The following is a 24085-nucleotide window of genomic DNA, read 5'->3' as shown; positions in this document are numbered from 1 at the left end:
GCTCGTGAGACGAACGATACCAATCGAAGCAACGCAACAGCGAGGGCAACATCTTGAATACTTCCATCGGCGGCATTCGCCGTCTCGGCATGCGTGCGCTACTGGTCGACGACGAGATCGCGCAGAAAACCGCGACCGGGCGCGCGGTCCGCACACTGAGCGCGGAGCTTGCGCAACGCGGGGTCGACGTGCTGACGGCCACGTCCGCCGACGATGCCATCGTGCTGATCCGCTCCGATCCGTCGATCCAGTGCGTGCTGCTCGACTGGGATCTCGGCGTGGACGGTCACGGGCCGTCCGAAGCCGTGGTCGACGCGATCCGGCATCGCAACGGCAGCGTGCCGATCTTCCTGCTGGCCGACCGCAGCGTCGCGTCATCGGTACCGGCCGCGGTGATGGGCAAGGTCGACGATTTCGTGTGGCTGCTCGAGGATACGGCCGATTTCATCGGCGGGCGCATTCACGCGGCGATCGAGCGCTATCGCTCGACCGTGCTGCCGCCGATGTTCGGCGCGCTCGCGAAGTTCTCACGCGTCTACGAATACTCGTGGCATACGCCGGGCCATACCGGCGGCACCGGCTTCCTGAAATCGCCGGTCGGCCGCGCGTTCTTCGAATACTTCGGCGAATCGCTGTTCCGCTCGGACCTGTCGATCTCGGTGGGCGAACTCGGCTCGCTGCTCGACCACTCGGGCCCGATCGGCGAAAGCGAGCGCTACGCGGCGCGCGTGTTCGGCGCGCATCGCACGTATCACGTGACGAACGGCTCGTCGACGTCGAACCGCATCATCCTGATGGCGAGCGTGAGCCGCGACCAGATCGCGCTGTGCGACCGCAACTGTCACAAGTCGGCCGAGCACGCGATGACGATGTCGGGCGCGATTCCGACCTACCTCGTGCCGACGCGCAACCGCTACGGGATCATCGGGCCGATCGCGCCGGAGCGCCTCACGCAGGTGGCGATTCGCGAGGCGATCGCATCGAACCCGCTCGCGGCCGGGCTGGCCGATCGCCAGCCGAAGCACGCGATCGTCACGAACTCGACGTACGACGGCCTTTGCTACAACGTGACGCGCGTCGAGGAACTGCTCGGCGCGAGCGTCGACCGGCTGCACTTCGACGAAGCGTGGTACGGCTACGCGCGTTTCAATCCGATCTACCGCGACCGCCATGCGATGCACGGCGACCCGCGCGACCACCACAAGGATCGGCCGACGGTGTTCGCGACGCAGTCGACGCACAAGCTGCTGACCGCGCTGTCGCAGGCGTCGTACATCCACGTGCGCGATGGCCGCAGCCCGATTCCGCATGGCCAGTTCAACGAAACGTTCATGATGCACGCGTCGACGTCGCCGAACTACGCGATCATCGCGTCGAACGACGTCGCGGCCGCGATGATGGACGGCCCCGGCGGCGCCGCGCTGACGCGCGAGTCGATCGACGAGGCCGTCGCGTTCCGGCAGATGATCGCGCGGATGAACGGCGAATTCGGCGCGAAGGGAGACTGGTTCTTCGAATGCTGGCAGCCCGACACCGTGCTCGAGGCGCGCACGGGCCGCACGCTGCCGTTCCACGAAGCGCCGCCCGAGCTGCTCGCGAGCGACCCGGCGTGCTGGGTGCTGCGCCCCGGCGCGCAATGGCACGGCTTCGGCAATCTCGAGGACGGCTATTGCATGCTCGACCCGATCAAGGTGTCGATCGTCACGCCGGGTGTCGCGCCGGCCGGCGGCCTGATGCCGGTCGGCATCCCGGCGAGCGTCGTCACTGCGTATCTCGATGCGCGCGGGATCGTCGTCGAGAAGACGACCGATTTCACGATCCTGTTCCTGTTCTCGATCGGTATCACGAAGGGCAAGTGGGGCTCGCTCGTCAGCGCGCTGTGCGATTTCAAGCGCGACTACGACGCGAACCTGCCGCTCGACATGGCGATTCCGTCGCTCGCGAAGGAGCATGGCGCGCGCTATGCGGGCATGGGGCTGAAGGATCTGGCCGACACGATGTTCGCGGCGATGGAGCAGCTCGGCACGACGCGCCTGATGTCGGAGGCGTTCTCGATCCTGCCGAAGCCGGAGATGAGCCCGGTGCGCGCGTACGAGCACCTCGTGCAGGGCCGCGTCGAGCAGGTCACGCTCGACGAGCTGGCCGGGCGCACGGTGGCCACCGGCGTCGTGCCGTATCCGCCGGGTATTCCGCTGTTGATGCCGGGCGAGAACGCGGGGCCGGCCGGCGGCCCGGTGCTCGGCTACCTGAAGGCGCTCGAGGCGTACGACCGGCGTTTCCCCGGGTTCGCGCACGACACGCACGGCGTGGAGGTCGAGGACGGCACGTACCGCGTGTACTGCCTGACCGCCTGACACCCGACCGGGCGAACGAACGAGCGACCGGCCGCACGGCGGCCTCACATCGAAGGATCGACACCATGGAACACGCAGCGCACCTATCGGACGCCGCCCCGGCGGCCGCGCAGAAGCACCGGATGAACGTCTGGCAGCTCACCGTCCTCACGGCGGTCAACATGATGGGCTCCGGCATCATCCTGCTGCCGTCGAAGCTCGCGCAGGTCGGCACGATCTCGCTGCTGTCGTGGATCGTCACGGCCGGCGGCTCGCTCGCGCTGGCCTATGCGTTCGCGCGCTGCGGGATGCTGAGCCGCAAGCCGGGCGGGATGGGCGGCTACGCGGAGTACGCGTTCGGCAAGGCCGGCAATTACATGGCGAACTATACGTACGGGCTGTCGCTCGTGATCGCCAACGTCGCGATCGGCGTCACGGCGGTCGGCTACGGCACCGTGCTGTTCGACGCGACGCTGTCGCCGCTGCAGACGGGCCTGTGGACGATCTTCCTGCTCGTGCTGACGACGGTCGCGAACTTCGGCGGCTCGCGCATCACCGGCCGGATCGGCGCGGTGACGGTGTGGGGCGTGATCATTCCGGTCGTCGTCGTGTCGCTGATCGGCTGGTTCTGGTTCAGCGGCGCGACCTGGGGCGCCGCGTGGAATCCGAACCACATGCCGTTCGGGCCCGCCGTCGGCAGCTCGATCGCGGTGACGCTGTGGGCGTTCCTCGGGCTCGAATCGGCGTGCGCGAACTCGGACGCCGTGGAGAATCCGGAGCGCAACGTGCCGATCGCCGTGCTCGGCGGCACGATCGCGTCGGCGATCTTCTACATCGTGTCGACCAACGTGATCGCGGGGATCGTGCCGAATGCGATTCTCGCGAAGTCGAACGCGCCGTTCGGCATCGCGTTCGCGACGATGTTCACGCCGACCGTCGGCACGATCGTCACCGCGCTGATGGTGATCGCGTGCATCGGCTCGCTGCTCGGCTGGCAGTTCACGGTCGCGCAGGTGTTCAAGAGCTCGGCGGACGTCGGCTACTTCCTGCCGGTGTTCGCCCGCGCGACGCGCACCGGCACGCCGATCGTCGGCATGGTGATCCTGCTGGTCGCGCAGGTCGCGCTGGCACTGATGACGATCAGCCCGGAGCTGAGCAGCCAGTTCCAGAAGATCGTCGATCTCGCGGTCGTCACGAACCTGGTGCCTTACGTGATGTCGATGGCCGCGCTGATCACGATCCAGAAGGTCGCGAAGGTGCCGCCGGGCAAGGCGCTCGTGACGAACGTGATCGCGATGGTCGCGACCGCGTACAGCTTCTACGCGCTGTTCAGCTCGGGCGAGCAGGCGCTGATGCTCGGCGGCCTGTGCGTGTTCCTCGGCTGGACGCTGTTTGGCTTCGTCAGCGCGCGCTTCTACCAGATGGAAGTCGACGCGCACGTGAAGGAGCCGGGGAAGTCGCTGCAGGCGTGACGGCTAGCGCTGACCTTGCGTCAGCAGCGGCGGGAGTTCGCTTTTCAGCAGATCGACGACGGCGCGCACGCGCGGCGGCAGCGGCCGCTGCGCGTGCACCAGCACATTGAGCGCGAAGTCGGGGACGTCGTAGTGCGGCAGCAGGCGGACGAGCCGGCCATGCGCGAGCGCATCGGCGCACGCCGGGTGCTGGACCACGCCGATGCCGCCGCCCGCCGCGATCGTGTCGAACATCGGGCGCCAGTGGCTCGCGGTCATGACGGTGCGGATGCGCGCGTATTCGACTGTGCCGCCGTCGCGCCGCAGCGGCACCTGTTCGTTCGCGAACACGCCTTTCACGCGGATGAACGGATGGTTCGCAAGATCGGCCTTCGTATCGATCGGGCCGTGCCGCTCGAGATACGACGGCGCGGCGACGAGCACGCGGCCGACCGCGCCGAGCGCGTACGCGACGAATCCGCCGTCGCCGAGCTGGCCGACCCGGATCGAAATGTCGACGCCCTCGGTGACCGGATCGACGATATCGTCGTTCAGCACGAGGTCGATGTGCAGCTTCGGATACGCGGTGCGGATCTGCATCAGCACGCCCGGCAGCACGACCTCGCCGAAACATTGCGGCGCCGCGAGCCGGATCGTGCCGTCGAGCGCATGCGCCGTCTTCGACACCGACGCAACGGCCAGTTCGGCCGCTTCGAGCAGCGCCTTGCTGCGTTCGTAGAAAATGCGGCCTTCCTCCGTGCACGCGAGGGTGCGTGCACTGCGCATCAGCAGCCGCGTGCCGAGATGCTTTTCGAGCTTCTCGATGCGCTCGCTGACGGCCGGTTGGCCCATGTCGAGATCCCGCGCCGCGCCGGACATCGTGCCGCGCTCCACGACCCTCACGTAGATGCGCATCGTCGCCAACAAATCCATGAAGTCGCGCCTCGTGTCTTCCGGTTCGATTTTTACCGATCGACGGATGGTACCAAAGCGGCGGAGGGACGAGGGTGTGCGTTGGGCCGATACTGACTATCGGCCGGTGCGTTCATGGCGCCGTCGAAGCCGCGTGCGTTCGTCGGCGTCGTGAGCGAAAATCGGCTTCCTTCCGCGCGACCCGACAGGAGCCCCGACATGACGCAACGCAATGAAGCCCGACGCACGCACTGCGTCGCCTGGCAGATCGTGCAGACGTGGCAGGCGGCCGAATGGTGCCGTCTCGACGCGTCGCAAACGGGCGTCGCGCTGTCGGGGGTGGTAGCGGGTGCGATCGACGGCACGCCGTTTCGCATCGATTACGCGATCGCATGCGGGACCGACTGGCTCACGCGCTCGGCGCGCGTGACGCATTGGACCGGCACGGCGCCGCCACGGCAATGGGACATCGCGTGCAATGCAGGGCAGTGGACGATCGACGGCGTCGATGCGCCGATGCTCGCGGGCGCAACCGACATCGATCTCGGCTTCAGTCCGTCGACCAATACGCTGCCGATCCGGCGGCTGGCGCTCGCCGTCGGCGAATCGGCCGCGATCCGCACCGCGTGGCTGCGTTTTCCCGACTTCGACATCGTGCGCGGCGAGCAGCGCTATACGCGCACGGCGCCGCACGTGTATCGCTACGAGAGCGGCACGTATGCGGCCGACATCGGAATCGACGACGCGGGCCTCGTCACCGACTACGACGAATGGCGGCGCGTCGGCGCGGCGTCTGCGTCGTGACGGATCAGCGTGCGCTGGCGACCGACAGCTTGCCCGGAATCAGCTTCAGCGTGGTGAACGCGTCGGCGATGCTCTGCTGGTACGCGACCGTCGCGTCTGTGATCGGCTGCACGCCGTAGCCGGCGCGCTTGAGCGCGACTTCGAGCGTCGGCGCATCGAGGCCGACGAGCGGCGACAGTTGCGCGGCCACCTCGGGCACGTGATCGCGCGCCCAGCGATCGACCGCGTCGACTTCGTCGAGCAGCGCGCGCAGCACCTGCGGGTGGGCGGCCGCGTACTTGCGTGCGGCGAGGTAGTACTGCGTGTTGCGCACGAGCCCTTCGCCATTCGCGACCACGCGCGCGCCGAGCTGCCGTTCGGCGGCGGCCAGATACGGATCCCAGATCACCCACGCATCGACGCTGCGCTGCACGAACGCGGCGCGCGCGTCGGCCGGCGTCAGGTAGATCGGCTGGATGTCGGCATACGTGAGGCCCGCATGCTCGAGCGCCTTCACCAGCAGGTAATGGACGTTCGAGCCCTTGTTGAACGCGACCTTCTTGCCGCGCAGTTGCGCGAGGGTGCGGATCGGCGAATCGGGCAGCACGACGATCGCCTCGCCCCGAGGCGCGGGCGGCTCGTTGCCGATGTAGACGAAATCGACGCCCGCGGCCTGCGCGAAGATCGGCGGGGTTTCGCCGACCGTGCCGACGTCGATCGCGCCGGCGTTCAGCCCTTCGAGCAGTTGCGGGCCGGCCGGGAATTCGAGCCATTGCACGGTGACGCCCTGGCTCGCCAGACGCTTCTCGAGCGTGCCGCGCGCCTTGAGCACGACGAAGTTGCCGTATTTCTGGAAGCCGATGCGCAGCCGCGTGCCGCTGTCGTCGGCCCGGGCCGGTGCGGCCGCGAGCGGTCCGAGCGCGAGCCCGGCCAGCCCGGCGGCCGCGCCGTGCAGCCACTGGCGGCGGCGCGGGTTCGCCGGGGTCGTTTCAAGGTCTGCGTGCGGTGTGTCGTTCATTAGGGCGTGTTCACGCTAATAACGGGTTTGCGCTGGCCCCCAGAAGGGCCGAGCGCGAGGATTGCGACGAAGCGAATACTCGACGTATTCGCGAGGAGCATGACGCGGCGATCGGCCCTTCTGGGGGCCAGCCCCGCGAATGAATTTTTCCAAACAGGGGAACGTGCCTTTCCGCCCACATTGCGGCGTCGTGCGTCGCTTGTTTGGCACGGCCAAACGGCGCTCCTTACTCCTTGCACTGCGGGCGGAAAGGCACGTTCGCAAACCCGTTATTAGCGTGAACACGCCCTAAGGCGTCCTGCTGGCGGGTTCACGGGGCGCGCGCGAAGGCGGCGCGGGCGCAGGACCGGGCCGGATGCGGGCGACGCGCGCAACGGGCCGGCCCGCGCCGGAGTCGAGACGATACGGGCCGGCGGGCCGGCCGCCAACCAATGAATCCGCATATGCAAATCAGCGGCCGGACGATACGTGAACCGTGACGCGGCAGGGCGCCGCCGCGCTCACGCGGTGACGAGCAGGCTTTCCTCGATCGAATCGACGCGGTCCGGATAGAACGCGAGGTGCCCGCGAATCGATTCGACGGCCGGATTCGGATGCTCGTATGTCCACACCGCGTTGGCCGAGCGTTCGCCGCCGGCCGGAATCGAGTAGTACGCGCAATCGCCCTTGTACGGGCAGTAGGTCGCGTGGTCGGTGCGTTCGAGCAGCGACATGTCGGCGTCCTCGCGCGGAATGTACAGCACGGCCGGATAGCTGGCCTCGCGCAGCACCAGCGCGTGGCGCGTATCGGCGACGACCTTGCCGGCGACCTTCACGACCACTCGCGACGCATGCGGTTCGATCAGGATCGGATGATCGGGGCCCGGCGACTTCACGGGACGAGAGGGCGTATCGGGGTTGATCGACATTCGTGGTCCTCCAGAGAGAGCGGCGCGCTCGGACGCGCCGTGCCGGCACCTGCGCGCCGGGCGGATTCCCGCGCGCCGGTGCCGGCGTGGGCCAACCGATACGATGCACCCATTTCGCGGAGCCTGCAGGGGGACGGAAGGGCGCCCGCGGCCGTGCGCGAATGGCGCGGCCTCATGACGGTGGCCGGGCCTCGCGGCGGGGTGCGCGAGCCTGTCTGCGGCGCTCGCATGGACATTCTCATGCAGCGGCAGCGGGATGCAGCCACGACGATAAGCAACGCGGAATTAATTGGTAAGCGATCGGCGGGCGGCGCGCGAAGATCGACGGTCGTCATTCGCCTGGCACCTCTTTCTTTCCTCCGTCACCATGAAGAATCCTTTCGTTTCGTCCGCCGCGCGCTGGTCGCGCGGCGTATCGTCCGCCGGCGCCGCGCTCCGCTGCATCGCCGCGTCGTTGCTGCTGGCCGGCGCCGCGACGCACGCGCTGGCGGCGCCCACGGGCAAGACGCTCGTGTACTGCACCGAAGGCAGTCCGGCCGGCTTCGATCCCGGCCAGCACACGACGAGCACCGATTTCGATGCGAGCACGTACCCGGTCTACAACGGGCTCGTGCAGTTCAAGCGCGGCACGCTCGACCTCGAACCGGCGCTCGCGACGAGCTGGGACGTGTCGCCCGACCAGCGCACGATCACGTTCCACCTGCGGCGCGGCGTGAAATTCCAGACGACCGCATGGTTCAAGCCGACGCGGCCGTTCCAGGCCGACGACGTCGTGTTCACGTTCCGCCGGATGCTCGACCCGGACGATCCGTTCCGCAAGGCTTATCCGGTCAGCTTCCCGTATTTCAGCGATCTCGGCTTCGACCACAACATCGAACGCATCGAGAAGGTCGACGACTATACGGTGCGCTTCGTGCTGAAGTCGCCCGACGTCGTGTTCGTGCGCAATCTCGCGATGGCGTTCGCGTCGGTGCTGTCGGCCGAATATGCGGGGCAGCTCGCCGCGCGCCATCGCGAGTCGGACATCAACCAGTTTCCGGTCGGCACGGGGCCGTTCGTGTTGCGTACGTACCAGAAGGATGCGCTGATCCGCTACGACGCGAATCCCGACTACTGGAAGCCGGACGACGTGAAGCTCTCGCGCCTCGTGTTCGCGATCACGCCCGATCCGGCCGCGCGGCTGCAGAAGCTCGTGGCCGGCGAGTGCCAGGTGTCGGCGTTTCCGCGGCCGGCCGATCTCGAGACGGTGCGGCGCGACCCGAAGCTGACGCTGTTTTCGGGGACGGGCTTCAACGTCGGCTTCGTCGCGTACAACACGCAGCATCCGCCGCTCGATCGCGTCGACGTGCGGCGCGCGCTCGACATCGCGATCGACAAGACGGCGATCATCAAGACCGTGTTCAACGGCGACGCGACGATCGCGACGAACCCGATGCCGCCCGCGCAATGGTCGTACAACCCGCGCCTGAAGGATGCGCCGCGCGATCCGGCCGCCGCGAAGGCGCTGCTCGCGCAAGCCGGCTTCCCGAACGGCTTCGACCTGACGCTGTGGGCGATGCCCGTGCAGCGCCCGTACAACCCGAACGCGCAACTGATGGCGCAACTGATCCAGCAGGACTGGGCGAAGATCGGCGTGCGCGCGAAGATCGTCAGCTACGAATGGGGCGAGTACAACCGCCGCGCGAAGCACGACGGCCAGCACGACGCGATCCTGTACGGCTGGTCGGGCGACAACGGCGACCCCGACAACTGGCTCGGCACGCTGCTCGGCTGCGAGGCGGTGCACGGCAGCAATCTCGCGAAGTGGTGCAACAAGGACTTCGAGCAGCTCGTGACCGCCGCGCGTTCGAACGGGGACGTCGCGAAGCGCACGGCGCTGTACGAGCAGGCGCAGGTGGTGTTCAAGGATCAGGTGCCGTTCACGCCGATTGCGACGTCGATCGTGTCGTTGCCGATCTCCAGACGCGTGCACGGGCTGACGTTCTCGCCGCTCGGCGGGCACCGGTTCGACGGCGTGTGGCTCGATTGATCGAAGTGGGGCCGGCGCGCCGCGTCCGCGCCGGCGTTTGCCGCATCAGTTGAGTGCGACGGCGGCCGCGGCTTCGACCGGCGTGCCTTCGAGCGCGACCGACGGGCGGCCGTCGGGGCCGACCGGCACGTCGCCGATGAGCGTCGTGCGATACAGCTGGCGGTCGAAATCGAGATCGAAGATGTCGACGGGCGCGAGATGCGCGGTCGCGCGGTTGTCCCAGAACGCGATGCTGCGCGGTTCCCACTTGAAGCGGATCGTGAATTCCGGCCGCGTCACGTGTTCCCACAGCAGTTCGAGCAATGCCTGGCTCTCGCGAGGCGTCAGCCCGACGATCGATTTCAGGAAGCTCGGGCTCACGTACAGCGCGCGTTCGCCGGTCTCCGGATGCACGCGCACGAGCGGATGCTCGGTCACGAGCGGGCGGCGCTCGACGGCGTCGTCGAATGCGCCGGTCGCGCGCGCGCCGGGCGGCGGCGTGAAGCGGTGGATGCCGCGCAGCGTGTCGACGAAGCCGCGCAGCGGCGCGGACAGCGTTTCGTACGCGCGCACGAGGTTGGTCCAGTGCGTGTCGCCGCCGTACGGCGGGATCGTCACGCCCCGCAGGATCGACGCCCACGGCGGGTTCACGGCGGCCGTCACGTCGGTGTGCCAGCCGGTCCAGGGCCGGCGCACCGGTTCGCCTTCGAAGCGCGTCGCCTTGCGATGCTTCGCGATCGAATAGACGGCCGGATGGCCGTCGACGTGCCCGAACACCGGGTGGCCGACCGTCGGCTCGCCGAACTGCGCGGAGAACGCGACATGCTGCTCGTGCGTGAGGAATTGTTCGCGGAAGAAGATCACGCGCCATTTCAGCAGCGCGGCGCGGATCGCCGCGATCTGCGGCGTGGTCAACGGTTGCGTGAGGTCGACGCCGCGGATTTCCGCACCGATATGGGCGGACAGCGGGATCACGTCGACCGGCTGGGCGGCGGGTTCGAGTAGGGCGCTCATGCGACGCTCCTGGCGGAAGTGAACGAGGGAGACGGACGACATCGTGACGCGTGCACGCGTCGGTCCGGCGGTGCGAGGTTCATGGCGGGTGTCCTCCAGAGCGGAGCGCGGCAGCGCGCGGAAAAGAGCGCCGCCGCGTGACGTCGGTACGTGGACGTTATTGCAGCGTGGCGCCCGGCCCCTTGAGCAGGACGCTCTGGCGGCCGTCGATGCCGACCGGCACGTCGCCGTGAACGGTCGCGCGGCGCACGACGCGGCGCGCATCGCCGTAGTCGTTGATCGCGTAGTGCTGGGTCGCGCGGTTGTCCCAGATCGCGACGTCGCCTTCCTGCCAGTTCCAGCGCACGGTGTTCTCGAGGCGCGTCACATGTTCGTGCAGCACCTGCAGCAGGTGCGCGGAATCCTGCGACGACAGCCCCTTGATCTTTTGCACGAAGTGCCCGAGCACGAGCGTGCGTTCGCCGGTTTCCGGATGCACGCGCACGACCGGATGCTCGGTTTCGTAGACGGTCGACGTGAATACTTCGCGGTAGCGCTTCAGTTGCGTATCGTCGGCATGCACGTGCGTCGACGCATAGTCGTACGCGTTCGTATGCAGCGCCCACAGCGTGTCGGCGAGCGCGCGCAGCGGGTCGGGCAGATTCGCGTACGCGGCGGCCGTGTTGGCCCACACGGTATCGCCGCCGAACGGCGGGATCACGACCGCGCGCAGGATCGAGATCTTCGGGTACGCGTCGACGAAGGTCACGTCGGTGTGCCACGAATTGGCGCGTGCGCCGTGCGCGGAATCGAGTTCGAGCAGGGCCGCGCTGCCGTCGACGGACGGCACGGTCGGGTGCGCGACCGTGTCGCCGAAGCGGCGCGCGAAGGCTTCCTGCGCGGTGTCGTCGAGATGGTGCTGGCCGCGGAAGAACAACACCTTGTGGCGCAGCAGCGCGGCGTGGACCGCATCGAACGTCGCGTCGTCGAGCGTGGCCGACAGCCGCACGCCGGAAATTTCGGCGCCGATCCGGCCGGCGACCTGGCGAAGCTGAAGCGGGGCGGCGGCCGTGCGCGGCGCGGCGTGCGAAGCAGGCGAAGGCGAATGAGCGGCGTGCTGGACTTCGGACATCGGGAGTCTCCTGGGAGTCGGGTCGGTCGAGTCTCCATTCAAGCAGGCGCCGCGCGGAACCGGAACCGATGAATCGTCACAACCTTAGCGTGCGCGCTGCGATGAACGATATGTGTCGTGATGCTGAACGATTCGATCCGTCATGCGCCTACCACGCGAGCCGCCATTCGCCGATCCGGTGCGGGCGCGCCGCGTCGATGCGCTGGCCGGCCGAACCGTCGTCGTCCGGCGGTTCGCTGTCGTCGAAATCGGCGAGCACGGTGTCGCGCAAGCGCGCGAATGCCGGCGAATCGCGCCGGCGCGGGCGTGGCAGCGCGACGTCGACGATGCGCGCGATGCGGCCCGGACGCGGTGCCATCGTGACGACGCGGTCGCCGAGATAGACGGCTTCGTCGACGTCGTGCGTGACCAGGATCATCGTGATGCGCTCCTGTTCCCAGATGCGCAGCAGTTCGTTCTGCATCTTCGCGCGGGTTTGCGCGTCGAGCGCGCCGAACGGCTCGTCGAGCAGCAGCACGCGCGGCCGGTTCACGAGGCCGCGCGCGATCGCGACGCGCTGCGCCATCCCGCCCGACAGCTGGTTCGGAAACGCGTGCTCGAAACCGTTCAGCCCGACGAGTGCGATGTGTTCCGCGATCGCGCGCCGTTTCGCGGCGGCGTCCAGCGGCGCGTTGCGCAGCGCGGCGCCGATGTTCTGTTCGACGGTCAGCCACGGGAACAGCCGGTGATCCTGGAACACGATGCCGCGCTGCAGCGACGTGTCGCGCACGCGCTCGCCGCCGGCGTGGATTTCGCCGGTGTAATCGGTGTCGAGCCCGGCGACGAGCCGCAGCAGCGTCGACTTGCCGCAGCCGCTGGCGCCGACGATCGTGACGAATTCGCCGGCGCGCACGTGCAGCGACACGTCGTCGAGTACCGCGAGCGCCGCGCCGCGTTGTGCGTAGTGCTTGCTGACATGGAGGATGTCGAGCGAATCGGAGGCGAGAGTCGTCATGGCGGTCAGGAGAAGGGGGCGATACGGAATGAACGGGCGCTCAACGCGTCAGGTCGCCGCGCCGGGCCAGCACCTTGTGCTCGATCGCCCGCGCGGTCGCGTTCAGTGCCCAGCCCGTCACGCCGACGACGATGATCCCGAACAGCACGAGATCCATCCGGAACTGCTCGCTGCCGTCGATCAGCGTGTTGCCGATCCCGCTGCCGGCGACGAGCAGGTATTCCGCGCCGAGCGTCGCGAGCCACGAATAGATCAGGCCGAGATACAGGCCGGTGAAGATCGACGGCAGCGCGGCTGGCAGGATCACGTAGCGGATCAGCTGGAGCCGCGAGTAGCGCAGCGCGCGGGCGACGTCGACGTACGTGCGCGGCACCGCGTGAATGCCGTCGCAGGTATGGGCGGCGACCGGCAGCAGCGCGGCGAGCGACAGGAACACGACCTTCGCGACGTCGCCGAGCCCGAACCACACGGAAATCAGTGGAATCCACGCGAACAGCGAGATCTGCTTGAACGTGTCGAAGCTCGGGCCGACCATCCGCGCGGCGACGCGCGACAGCCCGAGCACGGCGCCGAGCAACAGCCCGCCCGTCGCGCCGATCGCGAACCCGCACGCTTCGCGCGCGAGCGATGCCGACAAGGCACGGCCGAGCGCGCCGCTCGTGGCCTGCGCCCACGCGGTGTGCAGCACGTCGGCGGGGCTGACGAACAGCCCGCTTTTCATGAGGTGCGCGGAAGCGAGGGCCCACCAGCACGCAAGTGCGGCGAGCGGCAGCACGAAGCCGCGCCAGTCCGGTGCATGCAGGCGGCGGTCGGCGGTGGCGGGCGGTGTGGCTGATGGTGTGGCGGCGTGCGACACGGGCGACTCTCCTTCGATGGGGCGGGCCCCGGTTCAGCCGCGAAACGCGGACGGCACGCCGCGGCGCAGGCGCGCTTCGAGTGCGTCGAGCGCCCGGTTGATCAGCAGGCCGACCGCGCCGACCACGACCACGGCCGCCATCACGAGATCGAGCTGGAACAGTTGCCGCCCGTAGACGATCAGGTAGCCGAGCCCTTCGGACGACGCGACGAGTTCGACCACGACGAGCGCGAGCCACGACTTCGTGAACGCGAGCCGCACGCCGGTTGCGAGCGTCGGGATCGCGGCCGGCAGCACGACGTGGACGATACGTTGCCGGCGCGTGTAGCCGAATCCGCGCGCGACTTCGTCGAGGGCGGGCGGCGTCTGGCGGAACCCCTGCAACGTGCTCAGCGTGACCGGGACGAGCGCCGCATGCGCGATCAGCAGGTACTTGAGCGGCTCGCCGACGCCGACGAGCAGCAGCAGGAACGGCAGCCAGCCGAGCACCGGAATTTGCACGAGTGCATTGAAACTCGGCAGCACATAGGCTTCCAGCGTGCGCGACAGCCCGAGCGCGACGCCGATCGACACACCGAGCAGCGTGCCGGCCGCGAAGCCGACGAGCACGCGCTGCAGGCTGATCAGCGTGTGACGCACCAGATCGCCGCTCGACGCGAGCTCGGCCAGCGTGTCGACCACGCGTTCCGGCGGCGGCAGGATCTGCGGCGCGATCCAGCCGCGCGCGCTGCCGACGCTCCACAGCGCGAACAGCAGCGCGGGCAGCACCCACGGCGCGAGCTGCCATGCGAGCCGTTTCAGCGCAGCCGAGCGGCGCGGCGGCACGGCGAGCGGGTGCGATTCGGACGACGGGACGGAAAACGCGGTGTCGCTCATCGGGGCGGGTCCGGTCAGGTGTCAGGTGAGAGGCTTGCCGGCGGCGTCATAACGCGGCCAGTAGTTTTCGAGCTTCAACGTGCGCAATGCGTTGTCGAGATACTTCGGCTCGAACCAGCCGTCGACGTCGACCGGCTGGCGGATCAGCTTGAGGTTCAGCGCATCCTGGGCGACGGCCTTGTAGCGCGCGACGACGAACGGGTCGATCAGCGGGGACAGGCGCTCCTTCAGGCGCTGGTTCGCATAGTCGGCCTGCCACGACGAATACGGCACGCCGCTTTTCGCCCACAGCTTGAACAGCGCATCGCGGTTCGCCTCGTCGGACGACCATTGCGCGCCCTTCACGAACGCGGTGACGACGCGCTGCACGATGTCCGGGTGCGCGCGGTCGAAATCGTCGAGCACGAGCAGGTGGGTCTGGCGCGTCAGTTGCGGGCCGTCGTTCTGCGACTCGTAGATGATCTTCGCGAGGCCCGCGTCGCGCAGCTTGTACAGCGCGTAATCGCCCACCGACGCGTCGATGCCTTTCGATGCGAGCGCGGCGAGCGAACTGGCGGCGTCGAGGTTGATCACGCGCAGGTCGCGTTCGCCGAGGCCGTTCTTCGCGAGCGCGTTGTCGGCGACGAGCTGCAGGTTGGTGCCGCGGAAGATCGACACGCGGCGGTCCTTCAGGTCCTTGATCGAGCGGATCGTCGAGTCGGGCGGTACCGCGATCTTGATGCCCGAGCGCACGCTCGCGGCGAGCAGCAGGCGGGTCTTGATCCCGTTCGAGCGCGCGAGCACGGCGGGCAGGTCGCCCTGGTACGCGAAGTCGAGCGCCTTGTTGGCGATCGCCTCGTTGACGGCCGGGCCCGCACCCTTGAAGAACAGCCATTCCACCTTGATGCCGTCGGCGGCGAATTCCTTTTCGACGAGCTGCTGCAACTGCACGGTGGCGGCGCTCGATCCGCCGAACGTCGGGGGATCGCCGGCGCCTTGCTGGGCGACGCCGATGCGGATGGTGGCGGGCTTGTCGGCGTGCGCGGCGGCGGCCGGCAACGCAAAAAGGGACGCGATCAGCAGCGATCGCAGCAGGCGCAGTGGGAGCATGAATCGATGGATCCGGAACGTTGGAGAACGAGGCCGGGCCGCAGCCCGTCGGGTCATTCTCGATGACGCCCCGGGGCCGGACAAGCAACGATTTGAACTATGCTTATCGCCGCGCGGGGGATCGCGGGAGGGTGCGGGCGCGCTGCAGGAGCACGAGCAGCGCGGTCGCCGTGACGGCAGGCCCGATCTGCGGCAGCGTCAGCCACGGATTCAGAAACTCGTACATCGGCAGCGCCCACATGACGGCGACGACGCACTGCTCGCCGCGCCGCCAGCCGTACTGTGCGCCGATGGCGATCATGCACGCGATCGGGATGCACAGCCACGACAGTTCGTAGTGCCAGACATACGGATTGGCGGCCAGCGTCGCGACGACCAGTACCGCACTGCGCAACCGTGCGTCCCGGCTGCGGCGCCAGACGAAGCACGCCGCCGCGAGCGCGATCGCCGCGATGACGGCCTGGCCGGCGTACGCGAGGGCGGGCGACAGGCCGGCAAGCCGAAACGCCGCGAACGGCGTCGGCGATGCGAACCAGAACGGCACGCCGTGCTCGATGATCAGCGAACGCAGCGCGCCGGCGTTTTGCAGGAACAGGCGCAGCGGTTCCATGCCGCCCGCCGCGATTCCCAGTGCGGTGATTGCGGTCGCCCATGCCGCGGCCCACGCGAACGCGCGCCACGCACGCGCGGCAATCAGCACGAACGGGAACAGCAGGGCCAGTTGCGGCTTGACCGACAGGAGTCCGATACAGAGGCCGGCCAGCAGCGGCCGCCGGTCGACGAAGTACACCGCGAGCGCCGCGCACGCCGCGGTCAGCATCGCGTTCTGTCCGTACATCGCGGTGACGAACACGCCCGGGCAGGCGAGCAGCGCGAGCCAGCCGATGCGCGTCGCGCCGGGCACCGCGCCGAATCCCGACACCCGCCACACCGCGAGGCCGAGCAGCACGATGCCGAGTACGACGAACACCGGATAGCTGATCGCGTAGGGCAGCAGCGCGAGCGGTGTCACCGCGAGCAGATACGACGGCGGGTACAGCCACGGCAGGAACGCATGGCGGCCGGCCAACGGGAACAGCGTGGCGAGTTCGCGCGAGAACGCGGGGATGTCGTAGGCCAGCCACGGCGAGCCGTGGAGCATCAGATGGGACGCGGACCAGAACACCATGTACCCCGAGCCGGGGCGAAACGTGCCGGGGTCGGTCGAGTGAAAGCCGACCCAGAGCAGGATCGCGCCCAGCAGCACACCGATCACCAGCATGACCGCGCTGTAAAGCGCGATGCGTCCGGGCGTGAGCCAGGGGCGGACCGGGCGTTCGTCGCGCCGGATCGACGAGCCTGAAATATCCATGCGGTGCTACTTGACCGACAGATTGCGCGACGCCTGCGCGCCTGCCACGACCGTCTGCCGGCGCCGGGCCGTCGCGATGCGCCGGACTGGAAACTGCAGCAGTTTCGAGCCGTCCGCTGGCGCGGCGTGCCGCGCGGGCTGCTGGCCGGCCTGCGCGTCGGCCCGGTAGCGGCGCCGCACGAGGTAGACCGGGCGCTGCTTCGATTCGTGATAGATGCGGCCGAGGTATTCGCCGATCACGCCGATGCCGATCAACTGGATGCCGCCGACGAACAGCATCACGGAGATCAGCGACGCGTAGCCGTGCACCGGGTTGCCGAACAGCAGCGTGCGCATCACGATGTACGCGCCGTAGACGAACGACAGCGCGGCGAACGCGAGGCCGATGTAGGTCCACACGCGCAACGGCACCGTGCTGAAGCTCGTGATGCCCTCGAGCGCGAAGTTCCAGCGCCGCCATCCGGAGAATTTCGAGCGGCCGCCGCTGCGCGCCGCGCGCGTGTATTCGATGATCTCGGTACGGTAGCCAACCCATGCGAACAGGCCTTTCATGAAGCGGCGCCGTTCGGGCAGGGCCCGCAACGCATCGACGACCTGGCGATCCATCAGCCGGAAATCGCCGACGTTCTCCGGCATCTCGACCTCGGAGAGCTGGTTGTGCACGCGGTAGTAGAGCGCGGCGGCCACGCGCTGCATCAGCGGATCGCACCGGCGGTCGGTGCGCTTCGCGGCGACGACCTCGGCGCCCGCGTGCCAGCGTTCGAGCATCGCGGGGATCAGGGCGGGTGGGTCCTGCAGATCGGCGTCGATCAGGATCACGGCCGCGCCGGCCGCTTCGTCGATGCCGGCCGTGAGCGCGGCTTCCTTGCCGAAGCGCCGCGTGAGATCGACGATGCGCACGCGCGGATCGGCGACCGCGATGTCGATCAGCTTGTCGAGCGTGCCGTCGCGGCTGCCGTCGTTCACGCAAACGATTTCGAAGCGCGCGGTGCCGATCGCTTCCAGTATCGGAACGGTGGTCGCGAAGAACGCATCGATCGCTTCTGCTTCGTCGTGAAACGGCACGACGAGCGATACCAACGGCTTCAGGGTGTGCCTGGACATACGTCCCCCGTGAGATCCGGTCTGCGCCGCATCGTCTGGTCCTGTCGTCGCCGGGTGTGCGAAAACGGGTCCGGATCGGCGCGTATGTTGTGTTTGTAATGGCCTCGGCGGCGTGCCGCGAGCCGGGCGGCGAGCCGTCAGATCATTCTACGCACGAATGACACGCAGGTGACAGCGCGCGCGGGTTTGTTCGGGGGCGGGTTTCCGCGATGCAGCGGCTCGCCGGGGAGCGCTGCGGCGCCGGTTACGCGTGCATCCGCAACGGTTAGCATGTCGTCGGTAATGACGATGACGGAGACGGTCATGCAAGTCCAGGATCTGACAGGCGCGCGGCTGGATTACTGGGTCGCGATCGCGGAAGGCCACGAGGCGCCGCGTGCCGACGCGTCCGGATGCACGTCGATTCGCGCGGCGGGCGGCGTGCCGACGCCGTTCGCGCCGTCGTCGTCCTGGGCGGACGGCGGCCCGATCGTCGAGCGGCTGCCGTTCGCCGCGTTCGAGCGCGAGGGCGGGCGGGGCGCCTGGCGTGCGGTGCTGCACCGCGCCGTACCGGCCGCGGGCGAGCGCTGCACGTTCAACCAGGCGGGGCCGACGTTGCTGGTCGCTGCGATGCGTACGCTCGTCGCGTCGACCTTTGGCGACGACGTGCCGGATCCCGATATGGCGCGGCCGCGCTGAACGTACTCCGTGGCCCGCGTGGCCGCGCTCAGGCCGACACGTTCCGGATGGCGATCGACGCGACATCGACGCGGCGCGGCAGGATCGCATCCGCGGCCGCGCGATCGGCGACACGCTGCAGCACGTCGATGTCGGCGCCGCTGAGGCTGCGCTGCGCGAGCGCGGCCCGGCGCGCGATGTCGGTGGCCGCGTCGGGCGGCAGGCGCGTGAGCGACGCATAGACGCTCGCGTAGTCGGCCGGGTGCGCAAGCGCCCATTGACCGGCGCGGGCGAGCCGCGCGAGCACGTCCGCGAGCGCCGCGCGCTTGCCGCGATCGTCGAGCGTTTCGACCGGCGACGTCAGGAACGCAAGCCCCGAATTGATGCCGCTGCCGTCGCGGACGATGCGCGCGCCGCGTCGCACCGCATGCCCGTAGTACGGATCGAACGTGGCCCAGATGCCGATCCGCTTCGCCTCGAATGCGGCGAACGCGTCGACCGGCAGCACGAAGCGCACGTTGACGTCGCGCGGGGCGAGCCCGTGTTCGCGCAGCGCGCCGTACAACTGGTACTGCGAGATGCTGCCGCGTGCCGACGACACGACGACGGTTTGCCCTTTCAGGTCGGCCACCGTGCGGACCGGCGAGTCCGGCTGCACGACGATGCCGAGCGACGCCGGCGAGCCGACGCGCGTCGCGACGATCCGCAACGACGGATCGCCGAGCGCGGCCGTCAGCACGGGCAGGTCGCCGGCCGGTGCGAGATCGATCGCGCCCGCGCGCTGCGCTTCGAACAGCGGCGCGGCGCCCTGGAAGTTGGCCCAGCGGAACCGGTACGGCGCGCCGTCGAGCACGTGCGCCGCTTCGGCCAGCGCCCGCAGGCCGCCGGCCTGGTCGCCGAGGACGAGCGTGACGCCCGACAGGTCGGTGCCGGCCGCGCGGGCGGGCAGTGCGAGGCCGCCGGCGAGCGGCGCGGCGGCGAGCGCGGCAAGGCGCTGCAGCGCGCGGCGGCGCGCGGGGGCGGAAGAGTGGGTCATCGGCGGCGTGTCCTCGGTGATCCGCGCGGGCCGCGCGGCTGCCGGGCAGATTACGGAATCGGTTTCCGGCCGGCAAACATCGAATCGTGAAATGCATATTCGCGCGCCGGCCGCCGGGTGGTCGGTGTCGACCCGATGCTTGGGGCGGTCGTGTCGCTGTCGGGGCTGCTCGCACTCGCACTCGAGCGGCACGCGTGACGCGGCCCGTTGCATCAACCCTTGTTCAATCCGTCAGCCTTTAAGCGCATCGCGATCGACCTGCGCGTCGTGCAGGTCGCGCGTGGCGTCGCGCAGCTTCGCCTGCTTGTCGGCGAGCTTGCGTTGCGCGTTGCTCAGCTTCCTTGCATCGCCTAGCGTTTCGGCTTCGTGGACGCGCGCCTGTGCGTGGCGGACTTCGTCTTCCGCGTGGCGCACGTCGCGCGCCTTGTCGGCGAGCTTGCGTTCGGCGCGCGCGAGCTGGCCGGCATCCGTGCAGTTCGCCTGGATTCGTTCGAGCGCGGCTTGCTGACGCATCGCCTGTTGTGTGTTGCCGAACCGTTTCGCGTTGTCGATCTGCGTGTGCAGCGCGCGGATGCGCGTTGCGCAGTCCTGAGTGCCGGCGAATGCGCCGGTGCTCGCGAATAGCGCGACCGGGATGGCCAGCGCGATGAGTGTGTGTTTCATGCGATTTCCTCGATTCGATCAAGCGGCCACGGGCGTTCGCGATACGACGTCCGGCGGCACGGGTTCGAGGCGTGATTCTGACGAGTCGGTGCGGCGCGCGTAAATAGGACCGGTCTGACATGCAGCGGCCGAGCGGACCCTTCCGGCCCGGGTGCGGCGCCGGTCAGTGCGATTTCGTTGCGCCGCGATGGATGCGTGCCGCCTGCGCGACGCGCGCCGGATGCGACGCATGGCAATGGGTGGCCGGTCTGCGGCGCGTGCGCCGGGTGGGCTCGGGCGGATCGGTGCCCACCACCGCGGTGTTCGTTGCGTCCGCATCGGCCCCGGAAACGGCAACGGCAGCGACTGCCGCGACCGCCGGCAACCTTGCTTCGGCGTCGAGCCATGCGCGCGTCGCCTCGGCGATCAGCCCGCGCAGCCACCGACCGCCTTCCGCGCACGATCCCGACTCGTTCCACGTCATCCGGTACGCGATGTCCGGCGGCTCGACCGGCAGCGCGACCGCGGCGAGCGGCAGCAGCTTCGCATAGTGCCGCGCGAGCCGGTACGTGGTGGTGAGAATCAGGTCGGTGCGCACCAGCGCATGCGCGGCGAGCTCGAAATGCGGCAGCGTGACGACGATGCGCCGTTGCAGGCCCACGCGTTCGAGTTGCCGGTCGATCGCGCCGGACGCTTCGAGCCACGACGGCGTCGGGCACAGTTGCGGCGCCGCCGCGAATCCGGCGGCCGTCATCGCGTCGCGCCGCGCGAGCGGGTGCGTCGCGCGCATCAGGCATACGACGCGGTCGTCGAACAGGTCGTCCTGGCGGAAGCGCGACTGGCGCACGGGCCGGTTGTCGATCACGACGTCGAGGTCGCCGTCGGCCAGCGCGCGCTCGTCGTCGAACCCGTCGCCGAGCGGATGGAACACCAGTTGTGCGTGCGGCGCACGCTCGCGAAACAGCGCGACGAGCTTCGGCACGAACAGGACATTCAGGTAGTCGGGGCAGCCGATCCGGTAGGTGCGCACCGACGTGCGCGCGTCGAACGTCGGCTGCTGGATGCGAATGAAGTCGATCACGCGCAGCGCGTTGCGCAGCGGCTCGATCAACCGCGCGCCGAACTCGGTCGGCACCATCCCGTAGCGGCTGCGTACCAGCAGCGGATCGCCGAGCAGCGTGCGCAGGCGCTTGAGCGCGGCGCTCGTCGCCGGCTGCGACATGTTCAGGCGCACGGCCGCACGCGACACGGTGCGCTCGGTCAGCAGCACGAGCAGGATGCGCATCAGCCGTGCATCGAGCACGTCGAGCGCGCCCGCGGCATCGAACGTGCCGCGGGGCAGGGCGGTTGAATCTAGCGGGGCCCGCATGACGATACGCGTCCCGACGATACGAGGCGGCCGCGCGATGCGGCCGCCGGCCGGCGGCCCGTCATTTTGCGAACGGCCAGCCGACGATCCGCTTCGGGCGCGGCGGCGCGTACGTGCGGACCTTCGACGTCTTCAGCTTCAGGCGCACCAGCGATTCGGCGAGCACGACCGCGGCCGATACGCCGTCGACGACCGGCACGCCCGTGCATTCCTCGATCTGCCGGTCGAGGCCGGCCATCCCGCCGCAGCCGAGGCAGATCACTTCCGCGTGATCGTCCTTCACCGCGCGCTGCGCCTGGCCCACGATCGATTCGATCGCGCGGGCCGGATTCTCCTCGAGTTCGAGCACCGCGAGGCCGCTCGCACGCACCGACGCACAGCGCGCATCGAGCCCGGCGAGCTTCAGGCGATCCTCGATCAGCGGCACCGTGCGGTCCAGCGTCGTGACGACCGAGTAGCGATGGCCGAGCAGCATCGCGACGCTCGCGGCCGCTTCGGTGATGTCGACGACGGGCACCGTCAGCAGTTCCTGCAGCCCTTCGCGGCCATGCTCGCCGTAGCCGGCCTGGATCACTGCGTCGTACGGTTCGTCGTAGCTCAACACGCGGTCCATCACGGCGATCGCGGCGAGGTAGCTCTCGAAGTTGCCTTCGACCGACTCCGCGCCGAAGCGCGGCGTCAGCCCGACGATCTCCGTGCCCGGCGACGCGGCGGCCTGCGCATGCGCGGCGATCGCGTCGGTGATCGACTCAGTGGTGTTGACGTTGACTACCAGGATCCTCATCGGTGACTCCGTGTGCGTGTGTGTCAGTGTTGTGCGCAGGGGACCGCGATGTGCTCGCCCGAGCGCGCTTCGTAGATCCGTTTGCGATCGGCCAGCAGCCAGTACACGCTGCCCGCGATCGCCGCACCGAGCAGCCACGAGAACGGCGTCATCGCGCTGAAGGCCGGCACGACGGCGAGCGTGATCGAGATCAGCGCGGACGGCACGAGTGCCGCGAGCGCCTTGCGGTTCACGCCGCGCGTGTAGAAGTAGGCGCCGCTCGGCGCTTCGGTGTAGAGATCGGGCACGTTCACGCGCTGCTTGCGCACCAGCCAGTAGTCGACCGTGATGATCCCGTACAGCGGGCCGAGCAGCGCGCCGAGGCCGGACAGGAAATAGACGATCACGATCGGGCTGTTGTACAGGTTCCACGGCAGGATCAGCACGGCGATCGTCGCGCTGATCAGGCCCGCGCGGCGGAACGACAGGCGATGCGGCGCGAGGCTCGTCAGCACGAAGGCCGGCGCGACGAAGTTCGCCATGATGTTCACGGCCACCGTCACGATCAGGAAGGCGAGGCAGCCGAGCACGAGGAACAGCTTGTTCGGCACCGTCGCGATGATTTCCGTCGGGCTGTGGATGATGTGGCCGTTCAGCTTGAACTGCGCGCCGGCGAGCACGAAGCTGATCGTCGCGAATACGAGGATGTTGACCGGCAGCCCCCAGAAGTTGCCGACGCGCACCGTCTTCGGGCTCGGCGACGAGCGGGCGAAATCGCAGAAGTTGAGCACCAGCGTGCCGTAGATCGCGAGCCACAGCGCGCCGCCCGCGAAGATTTCCGTCCACATCTTCAGGCCGGTCATCGGCTTGCCGATCGACATCGCGAGGTGGCCGCCGGTGCGGCTGAACATCCATGCGGCGAGCGACAGCGTCGTGACGAGAATCACCGGGCCGGCGAGCCCCTCGTACTTGCGGACCATTTCCATCCCGTACGTGAGGATGCCGATCTGCACCAGCCAGATCGCGACGAACGTGATCCAGCCGAGCGTCGACAGCCCGAAGATCGCATTCTGGTCGAACACGGCGAGGCCCGGCCAGATCGCGGTAAGCAGCACGCGCAGCACGACGGACGCGAGATAGGTCTGGATGCCGAACCATGCGATCGCGATCACCGCGCGAATCATCGCGGGCAGCATCGCGCCGTAGATGCCGAAGCTCATCCGGCTGATCACCGGGAACGGCACGCCGGTTTTCTGGCCCATGTAGCCGGTGAGGTTCATGAAGCCGTACACGAGCACCGCGCCGATCGCGAGCGACGCGAGCATCTGCCAGCCCGACAGGCCGAGCGCGAACAGCCCGATCGCGAACGAGTAGTTCGCGATGTTGTGCACGTCGTTGGTCCATAGCGCAAAGATGCTGTAGCGGCCCCAGGTCCGGCCTTCGGCCTGGGTCGGCGCGAGATCGGGGTTGTGCAGCCGCGGGCTCAGCGCGGGATCGCGCGCGGCCGGGTCGGTTCGATGCGATGCGTCGTCCGCGCCGAGCCCGAGGCCCGCGCGGTGAATGGCTTCCAGTTGCACGCCGTTGTCTCCTTCCATGTGCGGGGCGCGAAACCGGCCGCGTGTCGTACGCGACGCGGGCCGGGCCCCGGTGGACGTTATGTCTCGGATTTGTTCGCGAGTATGGGCGGCAGGCCCGGCGATGGGAAATTAAATATTCGGCTGGCCGTCAGTTGAAAAATGAATGGGGGGCGGGCGGCCGCGGCGGCGGGGGACGGCACGCAAATTGCGGGTCAGCGGGTTCCATCCACATC

The 24085-nt window shown here is 68.8% G+C and carries 21 protein-coding genes; 5 read left to right on the top strand and 16 right to left on the bottom strand.

Annotated features, from left to right (window positions below):
* The first annotated feature begins 89 nt into the window (after nucleotides 1-89).
* Together BLS50_RS20620 and potE are read left to right on the top strand one after the other, a co-directional pair.
* Entirely contained in the window at nucleotides 90-2354 is a 2265-nt protein-coding gene (locus tag BLS50_RS20620) for an Orn/Lys/Arg family decarboxylase (RefSeq protein WP_074803791.1), read from the top strand.
* A 65-nt stretch (nucleotides 2355-2419) separates the two neighbouring features.
* Nucleotides 2420-3805 carry a putrescine-ornithine antiporter gene (gene potE, locus BLS50_RS20615; protein ID WP_023478030.1) on the top strand — a complete coding sequence of 462 codons (1386 nt, stop codon included), beginning with the start codon at nucleotides 2420-2422 and terminating at the stop codon, nucleotides 3803-3805.
* 3 nt (nucleotides 3806-3808) lie between these two features.
* Here the strand turns inward: potE and BLS50_RS20610 are convergent, their stop codons facing one another.
* Nucleotides 3809-4717 (bottom strand): LysR family transcriptional regulator, encoded by a 909-nt coding sequence (locus BLS50_RS20610; RefSeq protein ID WP_074803789.1) that lies wholly within the window; start codon nucleotides 4715-4717, stop codon nucleotides 3809-3811.
* A gap of 198 nt (nucleotides 4718-4915) precedes the next feature.
* On the opposite strand from BLS50_RS20610, the gene BLS50_RS20605 reads away from it, so the two are divergent.
* Complete coding sequence (locus tag BLS50_RS20605) at nucleotides 4916-5500, top strand: putative glycolipid-binding domain-containing protein (RefSeq protein ID WP_053526654.1); 585 nt, start codon at nucleotides 4916-4918, stop codon at nucleotides 5498-5500.
* Between the two features lie 4 nt (nucleotides 5501-5504).
* Here BLS50_RS20605 and BLS50_RS20600 read toward each other — a convergent pair whose 3' ends face one another.
* Nucleotides 5505-6497, bottom strand: a complete 993-nt coding sequence (locus tag BLS50_RS20600; RefSeq protein ID WP_074803787.1) for a sulfonate ABC transporter substrate-binding protein — start codon at nucleotides 6495-6497, stop codon at nucleotides 5505-5507.
* A 500-nt stretch (nucleotides 6498-6997) separates the two neighbouring features.
* A complete protein-coding gene (locus BLS50_RS20595) occupies nucleotides 6998-7405 on the bottom strand; it encodes a DUF427 domain-containing protein (RefSeq protein ID WP_074803785.1) in 408 nt (135 codons plus the stop codon).
* 367 nt (nucleotides 7406-7772) lie between these two features.
* Between BLS50_RS20595 and BLS50_RS20590 the strand changes: the two genes are divergently transcribed.
* A complete protein-coding gene (locus tag BLS50_RS20590; RefSeq protein ID WP_074803783.1) occupies nucleotides 7773-9434 on the top strand; it encodes an ABC transporter substrate-binding protein in 1662 nt (553 codons plus the stop codon).
* Nucleotides 9435-9479: 45 nt separating this feature from the next.
* Here BLS50_RS20590 and BLS50_RS20585 read toward each other — a convergent pair whose 3' ends face one another.
* From BLS50_RS20585 to BLS50_RS20550, 8 genes are all read right to left on the bottom strand, one after another.
* Nucleotides 9480-10427: a TauD/TfdA dioxygenase family protein gene (locus BLS50_RS20585; protein WP_048986941.1), complete on the bottom strand. Its 948-nt coding sequence runs from the start codon at nucleotides 10425-10427 to the stop codon at nucleotides 9480-9482.
* Nucleotides 10428-10584: 157 nt separating this feature from the next.
* A complete protein-coding gene (locus BLS50_RS20580; protein ID WP_074803781.1) occupies nucleotides 10585-11538 on the bottom strand; it encodes a TauD/TfdA dioxygenase family protein in 954 nt (317 codons plus the stop codon).
* A gap of 148 nt (nucleotides 11539-11686) precedes the next feature.
* Entirely contained in the window at nucleotides 11687-12532 is an 846-nt protein-coding gene (locus BLS50_RS20575) for an ABC transporter ATP-binding protein (RefSeq protein WP_074803780.1), read from the bottom strand.
* Nucleotides 12533-12572: 40 nt separating this feature from the next.
* Nucleotides 12573-13388, bottom strand: coding sequence for an ABC transporter permease (locus tag BLS50_RS20570; RefSeq protein ID WP_074803778.1), 816 nt, complete (start codon nucleotides 13386-13388; stop codon nucleotides 12573-12575).
* Nucleotides 13389-13421: 33 nt separating this feature from the next.
* Entirely contained in the window at nucleotides 13422-14264 is an 843-nt protein-coding gene (locus BLS50_RS20565) for an ABC transporter permease (RefSeq protein WP_069230926.1), read from the bottom strand.
* A gap of 21 nt (nucleotides 14265-14285) precedes the next feature.
* Complete coding sequence (locus tag BLS50_RS20560; protein ID WP_012338436.1) at nucleotides 14286-15353, bottom strand: ABC transporter substrate-binding protein; 1068 nt, start codon at nucleotides 15351-15353, stop codon at nucleotides 14286-14288.
* A 103-nt stretch (nucleotides 15354-15456) separates the two neighbouring features.
* The gene (locus tag BLS50_RS20555; protein ID WP_069230927.1) at nucleotides 15457-16704 is read right to left on the bottom strand and encodes a glycosyltransferase family 87 protein; all 1248 of its coding nucleotides are present in this window, start codon (nucleotides 16702-16704) and stop codon (nucleotides 15457-15459) included.
* Between the two features lie 6 nt (nucleotides 16705-16710).
* Nucleotides 16711-17808 carry a glycosyltransferase family 2 protein gene (locus BLS50_RS20550; protein ID WP_053524718.1) on the bottom strand — a complete coding sequence of 366 codons (1098 nt, stop codon included), beginning with the start codon at nucleotides 17806-17808 and terminating at the stop codon, nucleotides 16711-16713.
* A gap of 303 nt (nucleotides 17809-18111) precedes the next feature.
* Between BLS50_RS20550 and BLS50_RS20545 the strand changes: the two genes are divergently transcribed.
* On the top strand, nucleotides 18112-18486 hold the full coding sequence (locus BLS50_RS20545) for a phage protein NinX family protein (protein ID WP_074806556.1): 375 nt from the start codon (nucleotides 18112-18114) through the stop codon (nucleotides 18484-18486).
* Nucleotides 18487-18514: 28 nt separating this feature from the next.
* On the opposite strand, the gene BLS50_RS20540 is transcribed toward BLS50_RS20545, so the two are convergent.
* From BLS50_RS20540 to BLS50_RS20520, 5 genes are all read right to left on the bottom strand, one after another.
* Entirely contained in the window at nucleotides 18515-19501 is a 987-nt protein-coding gene (locus BLS50_RS20540) for an ABC transporter substrate-binding protein (RefSeq protein ID WP_074803776.1), read from the bottom strand.
* 231 nt (nucleotides 19502-19732) lie between these two features.
* A complete protein-coding gene (locus BLS50_RS20535; protein WP_074803774.1) occupies nucleotides 19733-20164 on the bottom strand; it encodes a DUF1090 family protein in 432 nt (143 codons plus the stop codon).
* Between the two features lie 163 nt (nucleotides 20165-20327).
* The gene (locus tag BLS50_RS20530; RefSeq protein WP_074803772.1) at nucleotides 20328-21512 is read right to left on the bottom strand and encodes a LysR family transcriptional regulator; all 1185 of its coding nucleotides are present in this window, start codon (nucleotides 21510-21512) and stop codon (nucleotides 20328-20330) included.
* 61 nt (nucleotides 21513-21573) lie between these two features.
* Nucleotides 21574-22296, bottom strand: a complete 723-nt coding sequence (locus tag BLS50_RS20525; RefSeq protein WP_074803769.1) for an aspartate/glutamate racemase family protein — start codon at nucleotides 22294-22296, stop codon at nucleotides 21574-21576.
* 23 nt (nucleotides 22297-22319) lie between these two features.
* Nucleotides 22320-23870, bottom strand: coding sequence for an NCS1 family nucleobase:cation symporter-1 (locus tag BLS50_RS20520; RefSeq protein WP_074803767.1), 1551 nt, complete (start codon nucleotides 23868-23870; stop codon nucleotides 22320-22322).
* Nucleotides 23871-24085: the final 215 nt, after the last annotated feature.

Source organism: Burkholderia orbicola (assembly GCF_900100915.1).
GTDB classification, from domain to species: Bacteria; Pseudomonadota; Gammaproteobacteria; order Burkholderiales; family Burkholderiaceae; genus Burkholderia; species Burkholderia orbicola.
The sequence above is the reverse complement of the archived record's forward strand: the minus strand, read 5'-3'. Positions and strand labels throughout refer to the sequence as shown.